The sequence below is a fragment of the Murimonas intestini genome, from assembly GCF_024622195.1.
Taxonomy (GTDB): Bacteria; Bacillota; Clostridia; order Lachnospirales; family Lachnospiraceae; genus Murimonas; species Murimonas intestini.
In genome coordinates, this window is record NZ_JANKBI010000017.1 from 1 (window position 1) to 18149 (window position 18149).

Annotated in this window: 14 protein-coding genes; all 14 read right to left on the minus strand. The window is 36.7% G+C overall.

Annotation, left to right across the window (positions count from 1 at the left end):
• Positions 1–767 precede the first annotated feature (767 nt).
• The 14 genes from NSB28_RS19515 to NSB28_RS19580 all read right to left on the minus strand — a co-directional run bounded on the left by NSB28_RS19515 (position 768) and on the right by NSB28_RS19580 (position 18149).
• Positions 768–1442, minus strand: coding sequence for a ribulose-phosphate 3-epimerase (locus NSB28_RS19515; RefSeq protein WP_257497899.1), 675 nt, complete (start codon positions 1440–1442; stop codon positions 768–770).
• Between the two features lie 16 nt (positions 1443–1458).
• Positions 1459–2268, minus strand: coding sequence for a LicD family protein (locus NSB28_RS19520; RefSeq protein WP_109748387.1), 810 nt, complete (start codon positions 2266–2268; stop codon positions 1459–1461).
• Positions 2269–2288: 20 nt separating this feature from the next.
• Positions 2289–3311, minus strand: coding sequence for a galactitol-1-phosphate 5-dehydrogenase (locus NSB28_RS19525; protein WP_109748386.1), 1023 nt, complete (start codon positions 3309–3311; stop codon positions 2289–2291).
• Complete coding sequence (locus NSB28_RS19530) at positions 3298–4008, minus strand: IspD/TarI family cytidylyltransferase (protein ID WP_109748385.1); 711 nt, start codon at positions 4006–4008, stop codon at positions 3298–3300. The genes NSB28_RS19525 and NSB28_RS19530 overlap by 14 nt, the downstream gene beginning before the upstream one ends.
• Before the next feature lies 1 nt (position 4009).
• Entirely contained in the window at positions 4010–5236 is a 1227-nt protein-coding gene (locus NSB28_RS19535) for a lipopolysaccharide biosynthesis protein (protein WP_109748384.1), read from the minus strand.
• The gene (locus NSB28_RS19540; protein WP_109748383.1) at positions 5229–7520 is read right to left on the minus strand and encodes a glycosyltransferase family 87 protein; all 2292 of its coding nucleotides are present in this window, start codon (positions 7518–7520) and stop codon (positions 5229–5231) included. Before NSB28_RS19540 ends, NSB28_RS19535 begins: the two co-directional genes overlap by 8 nt.
• Before the next feature lie 156 nt (positions 7521–7676).
• Positions 7677–8615 carry a glycosyltransferase family 2 protein gene (locus NSB28_RS19545; protein ID WP_109748382.1) on the minus strand — a complete coding sequence of 313 codons (939 nt, stop codon included), beginning with the start codon at positions 8613–8615 and terminating at the stop codon, positions 7677–7679.
• The gene (locus tag NSB28_RS19550) at positions 8602–9534 is read right to left on the minus strand and encodes an NAD-dependent epimerase/dehydratase family protein (RefSeq protein ID WP_109748381.1); all 933 of its coding nucleotides are present in this window, start codon (positions 9532–9534) and stop codon (positions 8602–8604) included. The genes NSB28_RS19545 and NSB28_RS19550 overlap by 14 nt, the downstream gene beginning before the upstream one ends.
• 92 nt (positions 9535–9626) lie before the next feature.
• Positions 9627–11468, minus strand: a complete 1842-nt coding sequence (locus NSB28_RS19555) for a thiamine pyrophosphate-binding protein (protein WP_109748380.1) — start codon at positions 11466–11468, stop codon at positions 9627–9629.
• A 48-nt stretch (positions 11469–11516) separates the two neighbouring features.
• Positions 11517–12851, minus strand: a complete 1335-nt coding sequence (rfbH, locus tag NSB28_RS19560; RefSeq protein WP_109748379.1) for a lipopolysaccharide biosynthesis protein RfbH — start codon at positions 12849–12851, stop codon at positions 11517–11519.
• A gap of 171 nt (positions 12852–13022) precedes the next feature.
• Positions 13023–14087, minus strand: a complete 1065-nt coding sequence (rfbG, locus tag NSB28_RS19565) for a CDP-glucose 4,6-dehydratase (RefSeq protein WP_257497900.1) — start codon at positions 14085–14087, stop codon at positions 13023–13025.
• A complete protein-coding gene (gene rfbF, locus NSB28_RS19570; protein WP_109748378.1) occupies positions 14072–14845 on the minus strand; it encodes a glucose-1-phosphate cytidylyltransferase in 774 nt (257 codons plus the stop codon). The genes rfbG and rfbF overlap by 16 nt, the downstream gene beginning before the upstream one ends.
• 16 nt (positions 14846–14861) lie before the next feature.
• Positions 14862–16364, minus strand: coding sequence for a hypothetical protein (locus NSB28_RS19575; protein ID WP_109748377.1), 1503 nt, complete (start codon positions 16362–16364; stop codon positions 14862–14864).
• Positions 16365–16376: 12 nt separating this feature from the next.
• The gene (locus NSB28_RS19580; RefSeq protein ID WP_109748376.1) at positions 16377–18149 is read right to left on the minus strand and encodes a right-handed parallel beta-helix repeat-containing protein; all 1773 of its coding nucleotides are present in this window, start codon (positions 18147–18149) and stop codon (positions 16377–16379) included.

An 18149-nucleotide genomic window follows, 5' to 3' on the forward strand; every position in this document is an offset into this window, starting at 1 on the left:
TGAGATTTCATGACTCACCTCCTGTAGTCTGGTCAAAATAGTTGAGTACTAAACTTTTTTGACTTTATAGTGATGAGCCTATTATCTCACGTATGATAATTTTGAAAAGGTACTTGCTATTTTGCGTTTACATCCGTTCAACAGTCATCAGCAGTTTATTAGAGCCATGATTCCTTTCAACATATATGTTGTAATAGTAGCAGAACTGTGTGAACTGATACTGGACAGGTACGCTTGTTTGTATTTCAGGCACATAAAATACAGGTTGGCTTTGCTTTCCTCCCGCATAATACGGTCGTGGATATCGGCATAGTCTGGCATGACGTTATCATCTTTTCTACGGTTGTTTTTTGGAGGATTGAAAGCTGTCTCCACCTCTTTCGGAGCCATTTGGCATAACGCGACGAGATCTTTGCTAAACTCATGAAAGCGGGACATAATTAGATTCTCTGTGCTGTAGCCGATATGATACCGGTTACAGCAGTCATTATACGAAGTGTCCTGCTGTCATATGTCAAGAATTCCAAGGATTGTAGTTCAGTTGTGCATAATAAAATGTTTCTTTCTTGTATCTTCACTACAAGAAAGATTTAAGCATAAACACATGCTCAGACCGATGGACCAAAACAGTCAGATAGATATGCCAAAACTAATAGACCGTTTAAAGCTAAATCGACAGACCGTTGGGACGAAATTTACAACGAGCGTGGAATATATCGATGGTGAGTTTTTGGCAAATATTTTGTATACAACAACACGTTATACAATTAAGGTTTAATTGCTTCTCTAAATCGTTTTATACTGTCTTCCATTACAATAGTTTTTCCAAATATACTAGACGAGCCTGCCACAAAAATATCCGCTCCTAAACCTCTTAGCTTTTTCGCGTTTTCAAAGGAAATGTTTCCGTCAACCTCTATAGAAAGATTCTCATACCCTTCTCCTAATAAAAATTTATACATTTTTTCAACTTTTTTAATACAACTTTTTACAATTGGCTGGCCTGCAAATCCAGGATTAACAGTTAAAATTGTTACTCCATCTATATATTCCAGCACTTCCTCTACACTATAAATGGGTGTTCCTGGATTTATTGCCAACATAATTCGGCATTGATACTTCTTCAATTTTTCTAAAGCCCTTTGTATATGGACTGTACTTTCATAATGGATGCAGACTTGATCGGTAGGTTGAATCCCTAGCCACTCATATTTTTCTTCAGGTTTATTGACCATTAAGTGTAAATCAAGGGGCGTACTTGTCAAACCTCTCAAACCTCTAATATAGTCAACGCCCAATCCAAAATTGGGGACAAAATTTCCGTCCATAACATCAATATGTAAATATTCAATTTTGTTTTTTTCAAATAACTCGATGTCTTTTTTTAAATGAAGTAAATCAGCACACATCATAGATGCAGATATTTTTCCTATTTGTTTCACTTATTGTCCTTTCTAACTAATCGCATTTCATATGTTGGATAAACTCTGTTCGATCAACTGGTGGTTTCATATAATCTCCATATTGTAATTTCATTTTTTTATCAAACCCTTTTTGTACAGGAAATAGTTTGCCTCTAAAGGGCATATTTACTGTTCCTTCAAACCATTCTCGCTCATATGGCAAATCCCAATATTTGGGAATATCATTTATTATCAAACAATATTTCCCTGGTTTATCATTATACTTCATGAAGATCTTATTTCGCCACTTCACTATTGTGTTGATTGAAAATAAGCGCCCCGTAACCGATAAAATTGTGCCTTGCAGTTTTTGAGAAATGGTGTATTTATCATTTCTTTGAAATTTTCTGTGTCCCATGGCTAATCCATATGTGATTTTTTGCCACAAAATTAATCGCTTAGCTCTTCTCCAAGTATTTGCACTATTTACCACAAGAAACACATCTACACATATATAATTTTCCAGATTATCATACTCCAGATCCATTTTCTGTGGTTCATGCCAATAATATCGTTTATCTATAACGCGACATACAAAATCATAAAAATTGGGTGATATCGTCTCCGAATCTATTACTTTCATGTAAGAGGGCAAATGTTTTTCTAGTGCTTTCTTAAATAATGGATAATCCCGGTACCAAAGACAAATATCCGCATCGTCATCCCATGGTATAAAGTCTTTATGACGTACGGCACCCAACATCGTCCCTCCTCCCAAGAAATATGAAATATTCTCTTTTTTACAAGCATTATCGATTTCACACATAATATTAAATAATATCGAATGTAACTCTTCTCTTTTCATCTTTTCTCCGTACACTTGACTCAATTTGGGTTATTCCAAACAGTCATAACTTTACAGTATGATTTTTTATGGGTCTTCATCATTTCTAAAGCATCTAATAACTCCGTTTGGTCATAAATATCAGTAACTAACAATTCTGGAATTATTTTCTTTTCTCTTATTCCTTTAAGCACTTCAGTCCAATCGCTTTTTGTACCTGATTCATACGAAGAATTCCATGTACCAACAAGTGTAAGTTGCTTTCTTAATACTCTCCAATATATTTTTTGCCGCAAAAAAATATCGTTTTGAGGGTTTCCTATGAGAATAATTCTTCCTTCCGAATCTGCCAAACGGATTGATAATTCAACTGTCTCAGATGTTCCCACCGCATCTATTACTTTATTAAAAACCATTTCTATTTTTTCATTATTACATACATATCCGATGCCATTTAGTTTTTTAGCAATTTCTTGTTTTTCATTATTTCTTCCAATAACCAAAACGTTGCGAGCACCATTAAGTTTCGCCCATTGTGCTGCTGCAAAACCAATCATTCCACTACCAATTACGGCAACATCATCACCTTCTTTTATTTCTGCCTGTTTTATAGCATGATATGCTACCGCAAATGGTTCTATTGTAGCTGCTTCAATATATGAAATATCGTCATCAAGTTTAATTAGATTCCATATTGGAACAACTACATATTCTGCAAATCCTCCATCTCTCCTTGAGCCAATATAATCATAATTATCACACAACTCATATTTTCCTCGAAGGCAATTGGTACATTTCTTACAAGGAATTAGTGGGAAAATTCCAACCCTTTTTCCCGTCCATTCAGAATCCGTTTTATCATATACTTCTTCTACAATACCGGAAAACTCATGCCCTGGTATTGTAGGAAAGTGATATGTCCCTTTTTCAAATATCCTCGGAATATCAGAACTACATATACCTGCAGCCTTTACCTTAACCAAAGCCCACCCTTCCTTTAAACTGGGCTTTTCCTTATTTTCATAACGGATATCGTTTACAGCATGTAAGTTATATGCTTTCATTTTTTTCTCCTATAATAGTGCGAAATCGAATTAAATCAGATGGTGTGGTAATCTTAAAATTTGTATCTTCACCTGAAATCATACAAACATCCATAGAATATCTATAAGCAATCATACTAGTGCCGCTTGTATTTTTTAGTACTTCCTTTGTAGCCATTCTGTTTATTTCCAGATATCGTTTCAATCGAAAAGCTTCAGGCGCCTGTCCTGCAAACAAGGTATTTCTATCTAGCAATTTCGTTATATTTTTTCCATCTTGACTTTGATATACAGTATCGTGAATTGGCAAAACAGGCATACATCCTTCATGTTTATCCAGTGTGTCTATACAAGTTGATATTAAATGTTCACTCACAAATGGACGGACAGCATCATGAATAATAACTTTATCCATCTCTTCCTTTGAAAGAATTCCACAATACTCTAAACCATTTAAAATAGACTCTTGGCGTGAATCTCCTGCTTCGGCAATCCCTACAAGTTTATTAATTTGATATACTTCTTTCCATATTTCAATTTGACTATGCCATTGTTTTGAAGCAACAACAATAATTTTATCAATTCTATTGTTACTTTCAAATTTTTCTAATGTAAACATTATGATTGGTTTTCCATCAATTTCAATGTACTGTTTTGGAACGCCAACATTTTTCATTCTGGCTCCAACTCCTCCAGATAAAATTAACGCAAAATTCATTTCATTTTCCTTTCACACTTTTATTTTTTATTGCTGCATAACAAAATGCTATTGCAATAAAATACCGGAGTAAATTAACAATTAACAATGCAATACAAAAACCTCTGATCCCCCAGTAGAGCGTAGATGGAATACATAAAAGAATAAACAACACAGCGTAAATACCGTTAATTATTAGTTGTATATTTTCCTTTGCGATCCTTAGCAAAACTGTTGTCACAATATTACAAACAAAATATAAGACTTGAGTTAATGTCCCAATCACAAAATAACCTTTTACCAAATCATAAGTTTGAGGATATAAAACTTGTATTAATATATGCGATCCTATTACCCCTACAACAGTTCCTAATATAATTCCCAAAATTGTTATCACAAATAAAAAATTTATCAAACTCTTTTTTATATCTCCACGGTACTTCACTAAATAGCCAATACAAACACTATTTAATGGAGTTGTAATTAAACTCATTGTCTTTCCAACTAATGAGGCTAGATAGTATATTGTAACTGCAACCCCCCCTATTAAATATTGCAGTAAAAGTCTGTCACCATTAAAAATAATATTACTAATAAGATTTGTAAGGATTAAAATAAGAATAGCACGTATATTTATTTTCCAATTTTTACTAATTTTAAATAAATTCCGAAAAAGTCTTCCTTTAATTACTATCCATATTATTCCAAATATTTCTCCTATTAACAAAGCAATTGGCCAACATTTTGTTGCTTTAAAAAGGATTATTCCTATTGCATATCCAAAACTAATTATAAGATAGTATATAAAATACCCTTTATAATTTAAGTTTAGTCTATATTCTACATCTGCGTAATATCTACAAACAGTAACGAAACAAAGGATGGCGACAACTATAGCCTCCAACACTGTCATTCCTATATTTCCATATAAAACCATGAAAAAACAAAATATAGATGACAGGAAACCAAATCCTACAAGAGGTATATTGTAATCTCCATTTACTGTTGTTCTTTTCGAGCTTTCAGACATCCTGGCATAGTTCAATGCTACACCTACGGATACAGCACAAATATTTACTAAAGACATAGCATAAACAATATTTCCATATTTTTCGTTTCCATAGTATCGTGACCATACTGGATAGACAATAAATTGTGATATTATATTGAGCATCATCAATGCAAGGATACTCCATATAGAATCACTAAAAAAACTTTTGATTTTATTTAAAATATGATCTTTATCCATTCCATCTACCACATTTAATTAATCTTTTTAGACAATCATATATTCCTTCCAATAACAATACTATAAAAAAAACCACCGATGTACACCCTGCAATTACTGTCATATTCCATACACCTTCTTCTGGTATAAAAGCTACCAATGGATACTTATGAATTGATGCAAACGTCATAAATATACCAACAAATAAAAGGGCATAAAGAATATCTCTCTTTTTTCTTCTTATGTTGGAATCCAGAAAAATAATTAAAGGACCCAACATATATATATAATAGTAAAATGGAGAGAATGATGACAAAAGAATAATCCCAAGAATCGCTAATGAAAAAATCTTCCAGTCTTCAATTCTACTATATAAAATCACTATAAGTACCAATAACGCCAATATAATCCAGATTAAAAAATAATGTTCGACTATTCCATCCAGAACTAAAGAATTACTAATTTTCTGCGGTATTTGAATCAAACGTGACAAATCTACCTTTCCGCCAATGATAGAATTATTTGAAATCATTGTTTTAGCATTAATTACCATGTATGCAATAGATGAAAAACCAGTATTCAAAAAAATGGCTGGAATCAAATTAATAATAATTCCTATAGATAGACAATTAAATATTTCTTTTGTCCTCTTCTCCCTGAAAAGAAGGATTCCTAATAGCGCCGGATAAATCTTAATACCTGCTGCAACAGCCAACGCAATGTATGCAATATTTCGTTTTGAAACACTACTTGATCGATATCCAAACAAGAATACAGTAATAAGCATTCCACAAAAAATAGAAACATTTCCACGCTCGAGATCATGTAATACAGGATAAGAGAAGGCTATCAGCATTATAAAAACACCAATTTCAAACTTAGACCCTCGTTTATACTTTATAATAGTCTTATAAAATAAAATAGCTGCTAGTGCAATTACATATCCTATCATAACTGTTCCCATTTGACTATTTCTTGCTGCAATCGAACTATATAACTCCTCCCTAGGAATAAACATATTCAAAAGTCCGAATATAACAGAAACCAATGGTGGATATATAGTAGATATCCCGTTTTGACTATCCGTATAAGCGGTAAAACCTGGTCTTATACAGTCAAAAAAATCCGTGAACATTTTTAATTGTCCATCACTTCTACCATCATACAGCAAAGCGATTATTGATACTCCGTGTGTCATTGCTCCATAAACTATGGTTAATATCATACACACTGATAGCGATCCATAAAAAACCCATTTGGTAATATTAATTTTGTTCTTTCTTGATATTACAAATGAAATCAGAAAGATCAAAGCAAACAGTCCTGCATAGATAATCAAATTCCGAATAAATTTATATAGTATAGTCAGATTTTCTTTATTATTTATCGTTATTAACTGTCTTGAAAATTTCAGTTTTTCAAGACTATCTCCCTGAAAACCATAAAACTCTCCTGTAACCCCATAATTAGCAATTTGATCCATACTAGAATTCATACTTTCCGAAATTCTATTTTCCGTTATATTAGCAATATTACTGTTGTTCTCAGAATAAATTAGCAATTCCCTAGATAAATCATAAATATCACCCATATAAAAGCAATAATTAACTGATGCATAATCCATTGTTGTATCTATAATAAAATGCATGTTAGAATTACTCCAACAGTGGATCAATGTTCCTCTCGAAAAATCATTTGCAAATAAACCAACATTGAAAAACTCTTGAGATATACTCACATTTTTAATATAGCAATTTACAACTGATAACTGATGTTCTTCCACCACATTATTTAAAATAACTGCACAATTATCAGAATTAATGGTAATATTTTCAAATCCTAAATTCTTAATTAATCCGCCTACTTTTCCAAAAAAAGATGTATTTTCATGACTAAGTAAAAGATTAGTTATTATATGTCCCTGCCCATCATATTCACCCATAAAAAAACTTTCACCATTTATGGGACTTATGGGTTGCCAGATACCTTCATTAGACACATCAATATCATCTGTTTGCGCAAAATAAATACCTTCACAATCAATGTTATCAACTAATACATCTCTTAGTTTGGCAATATCATCTATAGTACTGATTAAATAAGGACTTTTTTTTGTCCCATTACCTGCAAACAAAGAACTTAATTTATTAGTATCTTCTCTCTGTTCTAACACAGAGCCTTGTTTTACATTATAGTATTCTGTAATAGACTCTCTATCAAAAAAAATAGCGATTATTGTGACTAATATTGTACAAACAGCTATTGTGTATATCACAATCTCCCAGTGTTTCATAACATGTTTCATTTTCGTTTCAGCTAAAACAGATTATTATAATGACTTCTGTTCTAGTCTCTCCTTTCCAATAGCACTATATCTACGCTTAATTATATAAATACAGGTTATATGGATTCCAGCTATAATACTTGAAAACTGCTCTGAATTTGCCGATTTTCTTTATTTTCACTCTTCAAAATTAATTCTTTCTTCCTCAACAACCAAAGGCCGATTCATTACTCGCTTGTTGATGTTTAAAATATATTCGCCTAATAGACCTATAAAGAATAACTGGATGGATCCAATAAGGAATACTCCAATAGCTATAGGCGCCATCCCCATCACCATTTCATTCCAGTGCAACAGTTTCAAAACCAGATACACGATTGCTATAACAAAACAGATAATCGATGATACAAATCCCAAGAATGTAGCAATCCTCAGCCCAACCTTCGTGTAGGACGTAATGCTTAGCATCGCTGCATCATATAATGTATAAAAGTTGTTCTTTGTCTTCCCAGCACGTCTCCTAGGCTGTTCATATTCAATGTCCTTTCTCTTAAACCCATATTCCGCTACGATACCTCTTAAGAAAGGAAGTGGATCTTTTAACTCTCGTAAAAGTTTTATGAAGGACGCATCATAAAGTCCGAACCCTGTGAAATGCTCAATCATCTCCACCTCTGACATGTTGCGGATGACTTTGTAGTATGCTGAACGTATCCAGTACACCAGGCGATTTTCCTTGCTGCTCGTCTTTATCCCACTTACTATTCTATAGCCATTCTCCCATTCCTCCACGAAACGCGGAATTAACTCTACTGGGTCTTGAAAATCACAGCATAACACCACTGTACAATCACCTGATGTCTGACACATCCCATAGAATGGCGAGTTGAACTGTCCAAAGTTTGTTACATTAAAAATTGCCTTCACCTTCGGGTTCTCGCTGCACAATTCCCTTATGTATTCCCTTGTCCGATCCTGTGAGCAGTTATCAATAAACAGAAGCTCATAATCGTATTGCGGGAGTTCATGCACCATCATCTCAACAACTGCCTCTGTAATCGGTTTGATATTCTCTTCCTCATTGTAACAAGGAATCATTATGCTAATCTTTTTCATAACCTTTTTCCTTTTTATACCATTCTATAGTCTCCTGTATTCCCTCACAGAACGTATACTGTGGAGAATAGCCGATGTCTTCTTCTAAGGCTGAAGTATCCGCACACAAGTACATGACCTGATTTGAAGGATAAGGGATTCCACCAAAAACTGGTACACACCTAGCACCAGACGCTTTCTTTATTTCTTGTACATACTCCGAAAGATGGACTGCCTTACCATTCCCTACACAGTATACCTTTTTGTCGTTCCCTTTCCGGGCAAGCTGATAGAGAATATCCGCAGCATCCTTCGAATAAATATAGTCCCACAATTGCTCACACCTAGTTAAAATAGGTGGTTCTTCCTCCAGGAACCCTTTTATTGCTGTCATCACCAAGCTACCGTCTCCATCGTAAGGGCCATAAACGCTCAGAATTCTTGTCCAAATATGCTTGATTCCATACTCACCACATTTGAGACGTGACATCTTCCCGGCGCAGAGTTTTGCAATTCCGTAGCCGGTATCAGGGGATTCCGGGGTTGCTTCAGACAAGCGAGATATACAATGTCCGTACTCTGCCTGTGAACCTGTGCCAATAAACACAGTGCACCCCAAATCATATGCCGCCTCAACTGCATCCACACAATAGAACACATTACGTATCTGTACATATACATCGTTCCTCATCTTTCCCGTGGTCCCGTCCCAACCCAGATGATAGAAGGTATCACACGCCACTGGTATCTGTTCCTTAAGGTTTTTCAGCTGTGACAGATCACAGCTAATGACATGCAACCGCTTGTCCTTGGGAAGATTCCCGAGCCGTGTAGAACAAGGCCGACACACGGCATATACTTCTGTGTCTTCAGCAAGCAGTTTCTGTACTAATGCCACTCCTATTGCACCAGTCGGGCCTGTAACAATTGCTCTTCTCATAGCATTCCTCTTCCTTTCAATGGACTGTTATGGCCCATGAAGAAATAAGAGGGAGAGATCAATCTCCCCTTCCTTACTTCTTATAGGTCTAATTACTCATCTACTGGTGTTATAAACAGATTCTTTAGCACTTCTTCGCGCCCTAAAAACGGTGCCAAATCCTCCAACGGCGGACTAACAAGCGTACCGTCCGCTAGACGTTTGGTTGCACTTTTCGGCTCGAAATTCTGATCCGGTGAGACGAACACCTCACAGAAAGCCATCCCTTTTGTTTCTAAGACTACATCAACCGCTTCCTTCATTTCAGCATTACTGTGTGCCGAGTAATACGGCCAACCGAATGCTCTAGCAATTTTCTCATAATCTGGAAAGGATAAATCACCACTCTCTGGTCCTATCCCCACATTACTGTGCTCGCTAAATAGATTATTCTGCGTCTGTCTAATCGAATGATAGCCCTGATTATTTATCAAGAACAGCTTAATTGGCAGTTTGTTTTGTAATACCGTCTGCAGTTCCTGCAAGTTCATCATCAGGCTTCCATCACCTTCCAGACATACCGTTGTTTCATTACTACAAGCAATACAAGCGCCAATTGCAGCTGGTAAGCCATATCCCATGCTCGCAATTGCACTGTTAATCAGAAAACGAGCATCCTTTTTAATCACATAATTGTGACTTCCAACAACACATGCACTCCCATTACTCACAACAGTCATATTCCCTTCTGGAAGGCTGCTGCTGAGATATTTAATAAATGCATATACATTTGCATAAGCCCCGTCTTCTTCCCAATGCTGGGGTAATGTTACCGGATAATCCCGTTTCCACCCCTGGCAGGCGTTAAGCCATTCCCTACCTTTAAAAAGCGGGCTGTTTACTTTAGTAAGCTTCCTGTTCAGTCCTTCAAAGAAGTCCTTTGCATCTGCACAAACTGGAAGTTCTACATGAATCGTATGTTTCCTCAATTCAGCCGGATCTATATCAACCATCGCCACATACGCTTCCCTCGCCCAAGATTTCCAATTGTATCCTACTTGCCTGATTGAGAGCCTGTTTCCTACAGCCAGTACAAAGTCAGCATTCTGAACAGCAAAATTTCCAGGGCGATCTCCCATAATACCGCCGCGTCCCACGTAGAGGGGACTGGCGTCTTCTATTGCATCAATAGAATCCCAACATGTGACCACAGGAACACCAAGATTTTCAACTGCCTCCCGGAATGCCTGGTACCCTCCTGAGAGGCGTATTCCATTTCCAGCATACAATACAGGCCTCCTGGATGTTCTCACCTTTTCAAGAATGCATTCCAGAACGTCATCGCTCACTTTCTCAGGCATTTCATCTGGATCCTCTGAAGGAGAATAACCTGGAAGTGTATCTGTCTCTATGTAACATCCCTGGTAGTCCACAGGGATATCAATCCAGCATGGGCCACAACGACCTGAAAGTGCAAGATAATATGCCTTTTCCAGCACATATCTGATCTGGTTGGCTTCCTCAAGCATGACTGCATATTTGCACATACATCCTACTGCTTTGGTGATATCGAATTCCTGATCACCTGCTGCACGTAAAGGATGCCCCTCAGTATAGCGTTCCGCATACCGTGCAGTCGTATCATAACGGACCTGGCCAGATATAATAAGCATCGGTACTGAGTCAAGCCATCCCCCGACAACACCTGTGATAGCATTCGTCCCTCCTGGTCCTGTAGTAACACAGACAGCCGCAATTTTATTATTGACCCTCGCATACGCCTCGGCTGCGATAGCAGAAGCCTGTTCATGATGATTATATGTACAATGTAGTCCTTCCTTGTGTCCAAAAGCATCATTGAGATGCATAGCACCACCGCCTACCACCATAAAACAATCAGTTATCCCTTTTGCCACTAAAAAATCCGCTACATAATCTGCCAGCCTTTGTCTCATTACTTTACCCCCTTATCTTTTCATTCCTCAAGTAACTAACTTAAGGTTTCACACTACAGCCTTTCTAATAACCTCAGCCATATAATCAATCATTTCATCATTCATTCCAGGATAAACTCCAACCCAAAACGTATCATTCATTATACGGTCTGTATTCTCCAAATTTCCAATAACCCGGTACCCTTCTTTGCTTGCCCTCATTTCATCAAAACACGGATGCTTGATCAAATTTCCCGCAAAGAGCATTCTAGTCTGCACTCCCTGATTTTCTATTGCCCGGACTACTTCATTTCTATTCACACCTGCTTTGCATGTAATCAAAAATCCAAACCAGCTTGGCTTAGAATCTGGACATGCAACAGGAAGAATCAACTTATCCTCTAAACCGGACAGTGCATTGTATAAACGTTCAAAATTATGACGCCTCTTTTCAACGAAGGAAGGGAACTTTTCTAATTGGGCACATCCGACTGCAGCCTGCATATCTGTAGCCTTCAAATTATAACCAAAATGCGAATATACATATTTATGATCATATCCCAACGGCAGTTCCCCATATTGTCTGTCGAAACGATGTCCGCACATATTATCATGACCTGATGAGCAGATACAGTCACGCCCCCAGTCACGGAATGAACGTATACATTTATTCAACAGAGGATTATCTGTATATACAGCTCCCCCTTCTCCCATAGTCATATGATGTGGAGGATAAAAACTAGATGTACCAATATCACCTATCGTTCCTGTAAACTTTTCTTCTCCATTAATCAAATATTTGCTTCCTAAAGCATCACAATTATCCTCAATCAGCCACAGATTATTTTTATCGCAAAATTCTTTTACATGCTTCAAATCAAATGGATTTCCTAAAGTATGAGCCACCATAACAGCTTTTGTCTTTTCAGATAACGCCGCTTCTAATTGATCCACATCAATATTGTACTGTGGGATTGTCACATCTACAAATACAGGCACCGCTCCATATTGTATAGCTGGAGCTACTGTAGTCGGAAAGCCGGCAGCTACAGTAATTACTTCATCCCCTCTTTTTATGCTTCGCTCTCCTAATAAAGGAGATGTTAAAGCCATAAACGCGCATAGATTCGCTGAAGATCCAGAATTGACAAGGGAACAATAACGTATTCCCAAATATTTAGAAAATTCTTTCTCAAATCTTTCCGTATATCTTCCTGACGTCAGCCAAAATTCTAAAGAACTGTCTACAAGGTTAACCATCTCAGTGCTGTCATATACTCTCGAAGCATAAGGAATACGGTCACCCCTTTGGTACTCTTTCTTAATATGATAAGTATCACAGTAAACTTTTACCATATTTAATATTTCATTTTTTGCCTCAAGTTCTGTTTTATTTTCAAACATTAACGTTTTAACTCCTTACTAAAATAATATGTGATATAGCATAACATATCTATTACCTATTATCAGACTTCATACCTTATCTTTAGTTGCCACTTATCACATTTCTGTCACCCATTGTAACACTTTTTTCATATTATGACAAGGTTTTAATAAAATCCTCTTTTTCTTTTCTCAACCCGCAAAAAACTCCAGGATTTGCCTGTCAAGGCAGGCTGATACATCACCGCCCTCAACATATATCTTTGACCACTCTACTGTCTTTTCAATTGCCTCCTCTATATGCCACCGCGGACGCCATCCAAAAACACGTTTTATCTTAGAACAGTCCAGTTTCAAAAAGTTAGCTTCGTGCGGCCCTTCTACACACTTGTTCTCCCAACGAATCCCGCTTCCCCATTTTTCGCAAAATAAATCAACAAGTTCACCTGTTGTCAGGCAATCACAATCATCCGGACCAACATTATAATAATCAGCATATGCACAGTCCATATACTGCATCTCAGCAATCATTAAATAAACATTCAGGGGCTCCAAGACATGTTGGTACGGCCTTGTGGAATGTGGATTACGGACTATGATGTTTTCTTTCTTCTTTGCTGCTCTTATGCAGTCTGGTATAATACGGTCATTTGCAAAATCACCGCCCCCAATCACATTTCCTGCTCTGGCTGTCGATACTGACGTTCCCATTTTATCAAAAAAGGATCTCTTATAGCTGTGAGTGATAAGTTCCGAGCAGGATTTACTGTTTGAATACGGATCATAACCATCAAGCGGCTCATTTTCCCTATATCCCCACTCCCATTCTTTATTTTCGTAAACCTTATCAGTCGTAACATTCAAAAAGGATTTCACGCAAGAATTCTGTCTTATACATTCGCAGACATTAACTGTTCCCATCACATTCGTTTCATATGTATATAACGGATTTTTATATGAATCCCTTACAATAGGCTGTGCAGCCAGGTGAAATACTATTTCCGGCTGTACCTTCCGGAACACATCGCTTAAATGTTCGTAATCCCTAATATCCCCTGTTATAGATTCCATCTCTGCTGCTATGCCGCACATACTTAACAGGTTAGGCTCGGTAGGAGGCTTTAGGGCAAATCCTGTAACCTTAGCCCCTGCATTAATCAGAATTTTGCACATCCAGGCACCTTTAAATCCCGAATGTCCCGTTACCAGGACTCTTTTGCCTTTATAAAAATCCAGCATAATTACCACACTTTCCATGGGGCCTGTCCAGTTGCCCACATTTTTTCTAATTTTTCCTTTTCACGCTGAGTATCCATACACTGCCAAAAGCCATTATGCTTATATGCACATAATTCACCCATATTTGCCAGTGCCCGCAAAGGCTCTTGTTCAAAAACAGTATTATCTCCATCAATATAATCAAAAACAGCTGGCTCCAATACCATATACCCTGCATTTATCCTGCTTCCGTCAGACTCAGCCTTTTCTCTGAATGCCCTTATTGAATTATCCTTACCCGAAATATCTAATACACCAAACCGCTGCCCTACGTTCACAGCTGTAAGAGTAGCAATCTTTCCATTCTTTTTATGATACTCCAGCAAATCCCTGACATTTATGTCTGATACTCCATCGCCATATGTCATCATGAAAGTATCATTCTCTACATACTCTTTTATCCTTTTTATTCTGCCACCTGTCATGGTATTAAGGCCTGTATCTACTAAAGTTACTTTCCATGGTTCAGAATAATTATTATGTACTTTCATTTCATTTTTTGCTAAATCAAAGGTAATATCAGATGTATGAAGAAAATAATCAGCAAAAAATTCTTTTATAATGTATTGTTTATAACCAAGACAGATTACAAATTCATTAAACCCATAATAAGAATACTCTTTCATAATATGCCATAGTATAGGTCTTTCTCCAATCTCTATCATGGGTTTAGGTTTCAGATGACTCTCTTCACTTATTCTGGTTCCAAATCCTCCCGCTAGTATGACTACCTTCATAACCATTTCCTCCTATCTATCTTCCTAAATATTTATAAAATGCTTTTTCATCAGCATTGTCTGTCACAAAATTGCCGCCGCCTTTATCATTTTCAAAACTGCCTTTTTCATCAGCTACTATAGGGAACTGCCGATGCATATAAATCTGCTTTACCTCCCATACAGTATCTGTAAATATATTATACCCCCCCAGCGTCAGCACTATAATAAGACATACCCTGGTCAACATCTTATCACTCTTTTTTCCTTCTTTAATAAAATACTGCAAAACATAAATCATCAAAAGAAAAGTCCATGGTATAGATGCACGCATACAAAAGTCAGCACTGGACCCAATTTTTATAAAAGGAATAATCATAAGTACGATTCCTATACTCACAAAAAGAAAATCCTTTTTATAATTCTTTAAAAGTAACAAATAATAAATCCCCACTTTTAGCAGCCAAAACAACGCAAACGCTATTATTAATAATAAAAACTGTTTGACACTAATATCCTCTTGTATATAAGTACCCACAGTTGTACCCTGGACATTATTTTTAAAATATAACAAAAACACAATAAATACTGAAAAGATTGAGCAAAGATTCGGTACGCTAAATACTTCACCTGCCAATAATTTAAATTGCCTCTTCTTAATGACTGGAAACATCCACATACATGCAAGTATTATAAACAAGGCTAAAAATCCACAAAAAGGTAAAGGTGCATATGGAAGTATGCAAAGTCCAATAAATGCAAAATTTCTAACCTTCCTATTTTCCAAAATCAGAGGTAACGCTATCCACGGTACAATTGTCTGATTATATACCCAGGCTAGTAAAGTGTTATTACTGGAATACTGTATACCATTAATTCCATTAAGCCACGCATCTGTTGAAAATGCCTGCCCTTCACTACCTAAAACAGTCAGACCATATGTACCTTTTCCAATTAAATCCATCAGTGCCATACCAATCTGGTTTAAACCACTAAAAGTTATAAATACGATGCTAATCGTTATAACATGCCAGCTTTTACATGCTTTGCATATATAAAGCAACAAAAAGAACGTTAATAGAACTCCTAACGTCGTCCAAATAAACAGTACAATATTGGCGGCTGTCCATCCAAATAACTTGCCAAAAATAGCAGGCACTATCCAATGCATTAAATAGTAAACCAATCCGCCCCCAGTCTCAGGATACACCACTGGCCAACTATAATTAATTAAATCTCTTAAAACAGCATTTCTCCAATGCTGATCCCAAGTCTGATAAAAAAAGCCCCCATTTCCCGATACCCACACCCATGTCAATAAAAGAATACAAGAAACTATCAAGGCCTTTCTCGGGACTTCAAGAACTCCCATATGACCAAAATAATCCTTTTTTAACATTTTCCAAAGGCCAAATCCAAATACAGCAGCCATAGGTATGCCTATATATAATTTTAGCCATGTACCAAAAAAAATAAAAATTGGTATAGTAATATACAAATACGCTATTATCGCAAGTGATTTAAATCTGACCTTTATCATACTATATTTCCTCTAATTTTTTATTAATTCTATCCCGCTTGCCGCTACATTAGTATCATTATTCAATGTACTGTTAAACTTATCGCTCAAGCATTCTACAGAAAACAATTTACAATCCAGAATCACATTATCTATCATGTCATTACAGTAAGCCTCTTCCGCCAGAAATATTCCTGAATAATGTCCTCCGCTTATAATATTTCTGCAAACGATATTCTCATAATCTGAGGTAAAATCCATCCCCTCCACAGGCTGATCCGGCTGCTGTGCATAACCCAGTTCTACGCCGAAGAAATGAAACGTCTGATTCTCGCCAATATTATTATCACTTATGATATTCTCAATAATAAGATTGCGGTAGCCTGAACGTACCATTTTTACCCCGCTTCCATAGTTCCCATCAATATTGTTTGCCATGATAATATTATAAGCTGCATTATCCAGTGAAATCCCCGGCAATTTAGCTGGTGACGAACCATCCTCCAGCCTGCCCAGATCTTTAATAAAATCATTTTCCAGGTCTGTATCAGACTGTTTTCTCCTGCCCCCATTTTGTATGATATCATTGTTAGCTATATAATTGCCATAGCTTCCGAAATCAAGGCAGATTCCCTCTTTATCATTTTCGACGATATTATTGTCAATGATGTAGTTCTGGTATCCTCCATGGGAATATATTCCAGAAGAAAATCCATTCTTTATTTCATTCCCACGTATTACATTGTTATACGGCACCTCTGTAATATCATACAAATACTCATCTTGTGCTGCATTATATGGTGTCTTTAAGTCCGTTATCGGAATTGAGGAAATTGAAATCCCGGCATTGAAATTATTTGCCCCTCTGTTATTCATAATAACATTGTTTTCTATAATACAGTTAGTTATCTTTCCATTTAAAAATACCGCACCATCTCCATTTTCAAAGATCTGGTTTTTCACAAGGTTAATATAGCTGTTAGTCCCCATCACTACTATCCCTTTGTTCTCTGACTGTTCAACTATATTTTTGTTCAGCAGTACATTCTCCGATGAAATGATATAAACTGCATGCTTCATACCGCCGGCAAAATGCAGGTTCTGCAGGCAAATATTCTCTGCATTCTCAAGCAGTACGCCATAATCCAGAGAGTTTTCTCCTGTAATAATAACACCATTTCCATTAAGATAACTGTTTGACGGAACACTTATCGTCTCATCCAGTTCGATCTTATCTGCTGCTATTTCTACTACTTTTCCTGCATTTTCATCGAGAAATACATTCAGTTCAGAAGCTTTATCCCCGTCAAATATCACTTTTTCAGTAAAGTTGCTGAGGAAAGCATCTACAGTGTTTATTGAATCCTGATACAATACTTTCCAGTTGTATTCCGGAGTATTAAACTCTTCTGTCACCGCGCCTAAATTCTCTATCCTTTTCAACACCTGGAGATTCCCCATTAATTCCTTCTGGTCCTCCTGTGCCATACGCTCCAGTGCCGGCAATGCTTTTTGTTTTATAATATCTTCCGTATCCCCTGGCATCAGGCTCACTCTTGAAGTTTCATTATAAAGTTCCTGGCTGTCAGCGTCTGAATATTCCCGCGTATTATTGACTGTTTCAAACTGTCTGCTGTTCTCCGGCACATCTGTCTGTGGTACATTGTCTGTGACCTGTCCTGTTTCTATCTGCACAGCTCCCAGATCCGCTTCCCCATTTTTTTCATATGGCAGATCCCCAATTCTCAGGGCAAGTACCACTATAACATAAAGTACTATTCCGCCTGCTATTGCTTTCTTTTTCAA

What these genes read in the sequence shown, in the direction of transcription:
- NSB28_RS19520 (WP_109748387.1), bottom strand. Translation starts at nt 2,268, where the DNA reads ATGAAAAGAGAAGAGTTACATTCGATATTATTTAATATTATGTGTGAA.
- NSB28_RS19525 (WP_109748386.1), bottom strand. Translation starts at nt 3,311, where the DNA reads ATGAAAGCATATAACTTACATGCTGTAAACGATATCCGTTATGAAAAT.
- NSB28_RS19530 (WP_109748385.1), bottom strand. Translation starts at nt 4,008, where the DNA reads ATGAATTTTGCGTTAATTTTATCTGGAGGAGTTGGAGCCAGAATGAAA.
- NSB28_RS19535 (WP_109748384.1), bottom strand. Translation starts at nt 5,236, where the DNA reads ATGGATAAAGATCATATTTTAAATAAAATCAAAAGTTTTTTTAGTGAT.
- NSB28_RS19540 (WP_109748383.1), bottom strand. Translation starts at nt 7,520, where the DNA reads ATGAAACATGTTATGAAACACTGGGAGATTGTGATATACACAATAGCT.
- NSB28_RS19545 (WP_109748382.1), bottom strand. Translation starts at nt 8,615, where the DNA reads ATGAAAAAGATTAGCATAATGATTCCTTGTTACAATGAGGAAGAGAAT.
- NSB28_RS19550 (WP_109748381.1), bottom strand. Translation starts at nt 9,534, where the DNA reads ATGAGAAGAGCAATTGTTACAGGCCCGACTGGTGCAATAGGAGTGGCA.
- NSB28_RS19555 (WP_109748380.1), bottom strand. Translation starts at nt 11,468, where the DNA reads ATGAGACAAAGGCTGGCAGATTATGTAGCGGATTTTTTAGTGGCAAAA.
- rfbH (WP_109748379.1), bottom strand. Translation starts at nt 12,851, where the DNA reads ATGTTTGAAAATAAAACAGAACTTGAGGCAAAAAATGAAATATTAAAT.
- rfbG (WP_257497900.1), bottom strand. Translation starts at nt 14,087, where the DNA reads ATGGAAAGTGTGGTAATTATGCTGGATTTTTATAAAGGCAAAAGAGTC.
- rfbF (WP_109748378.1), bottom strand. Translation starts at nt 14,845, where the DNA reads ATGAAGGTAGTCATACTAGCGGGAGGATTTGGAACCAGAATAAGTGAA.
- NSB28_RS19575 (WP_109748377.1), bottom strand. Translation starts at nt 16,364, where the DNA reads ATGATAAAGGTCAGATTTAAATCACTTGCGATAATAGCGTATTTGTAT.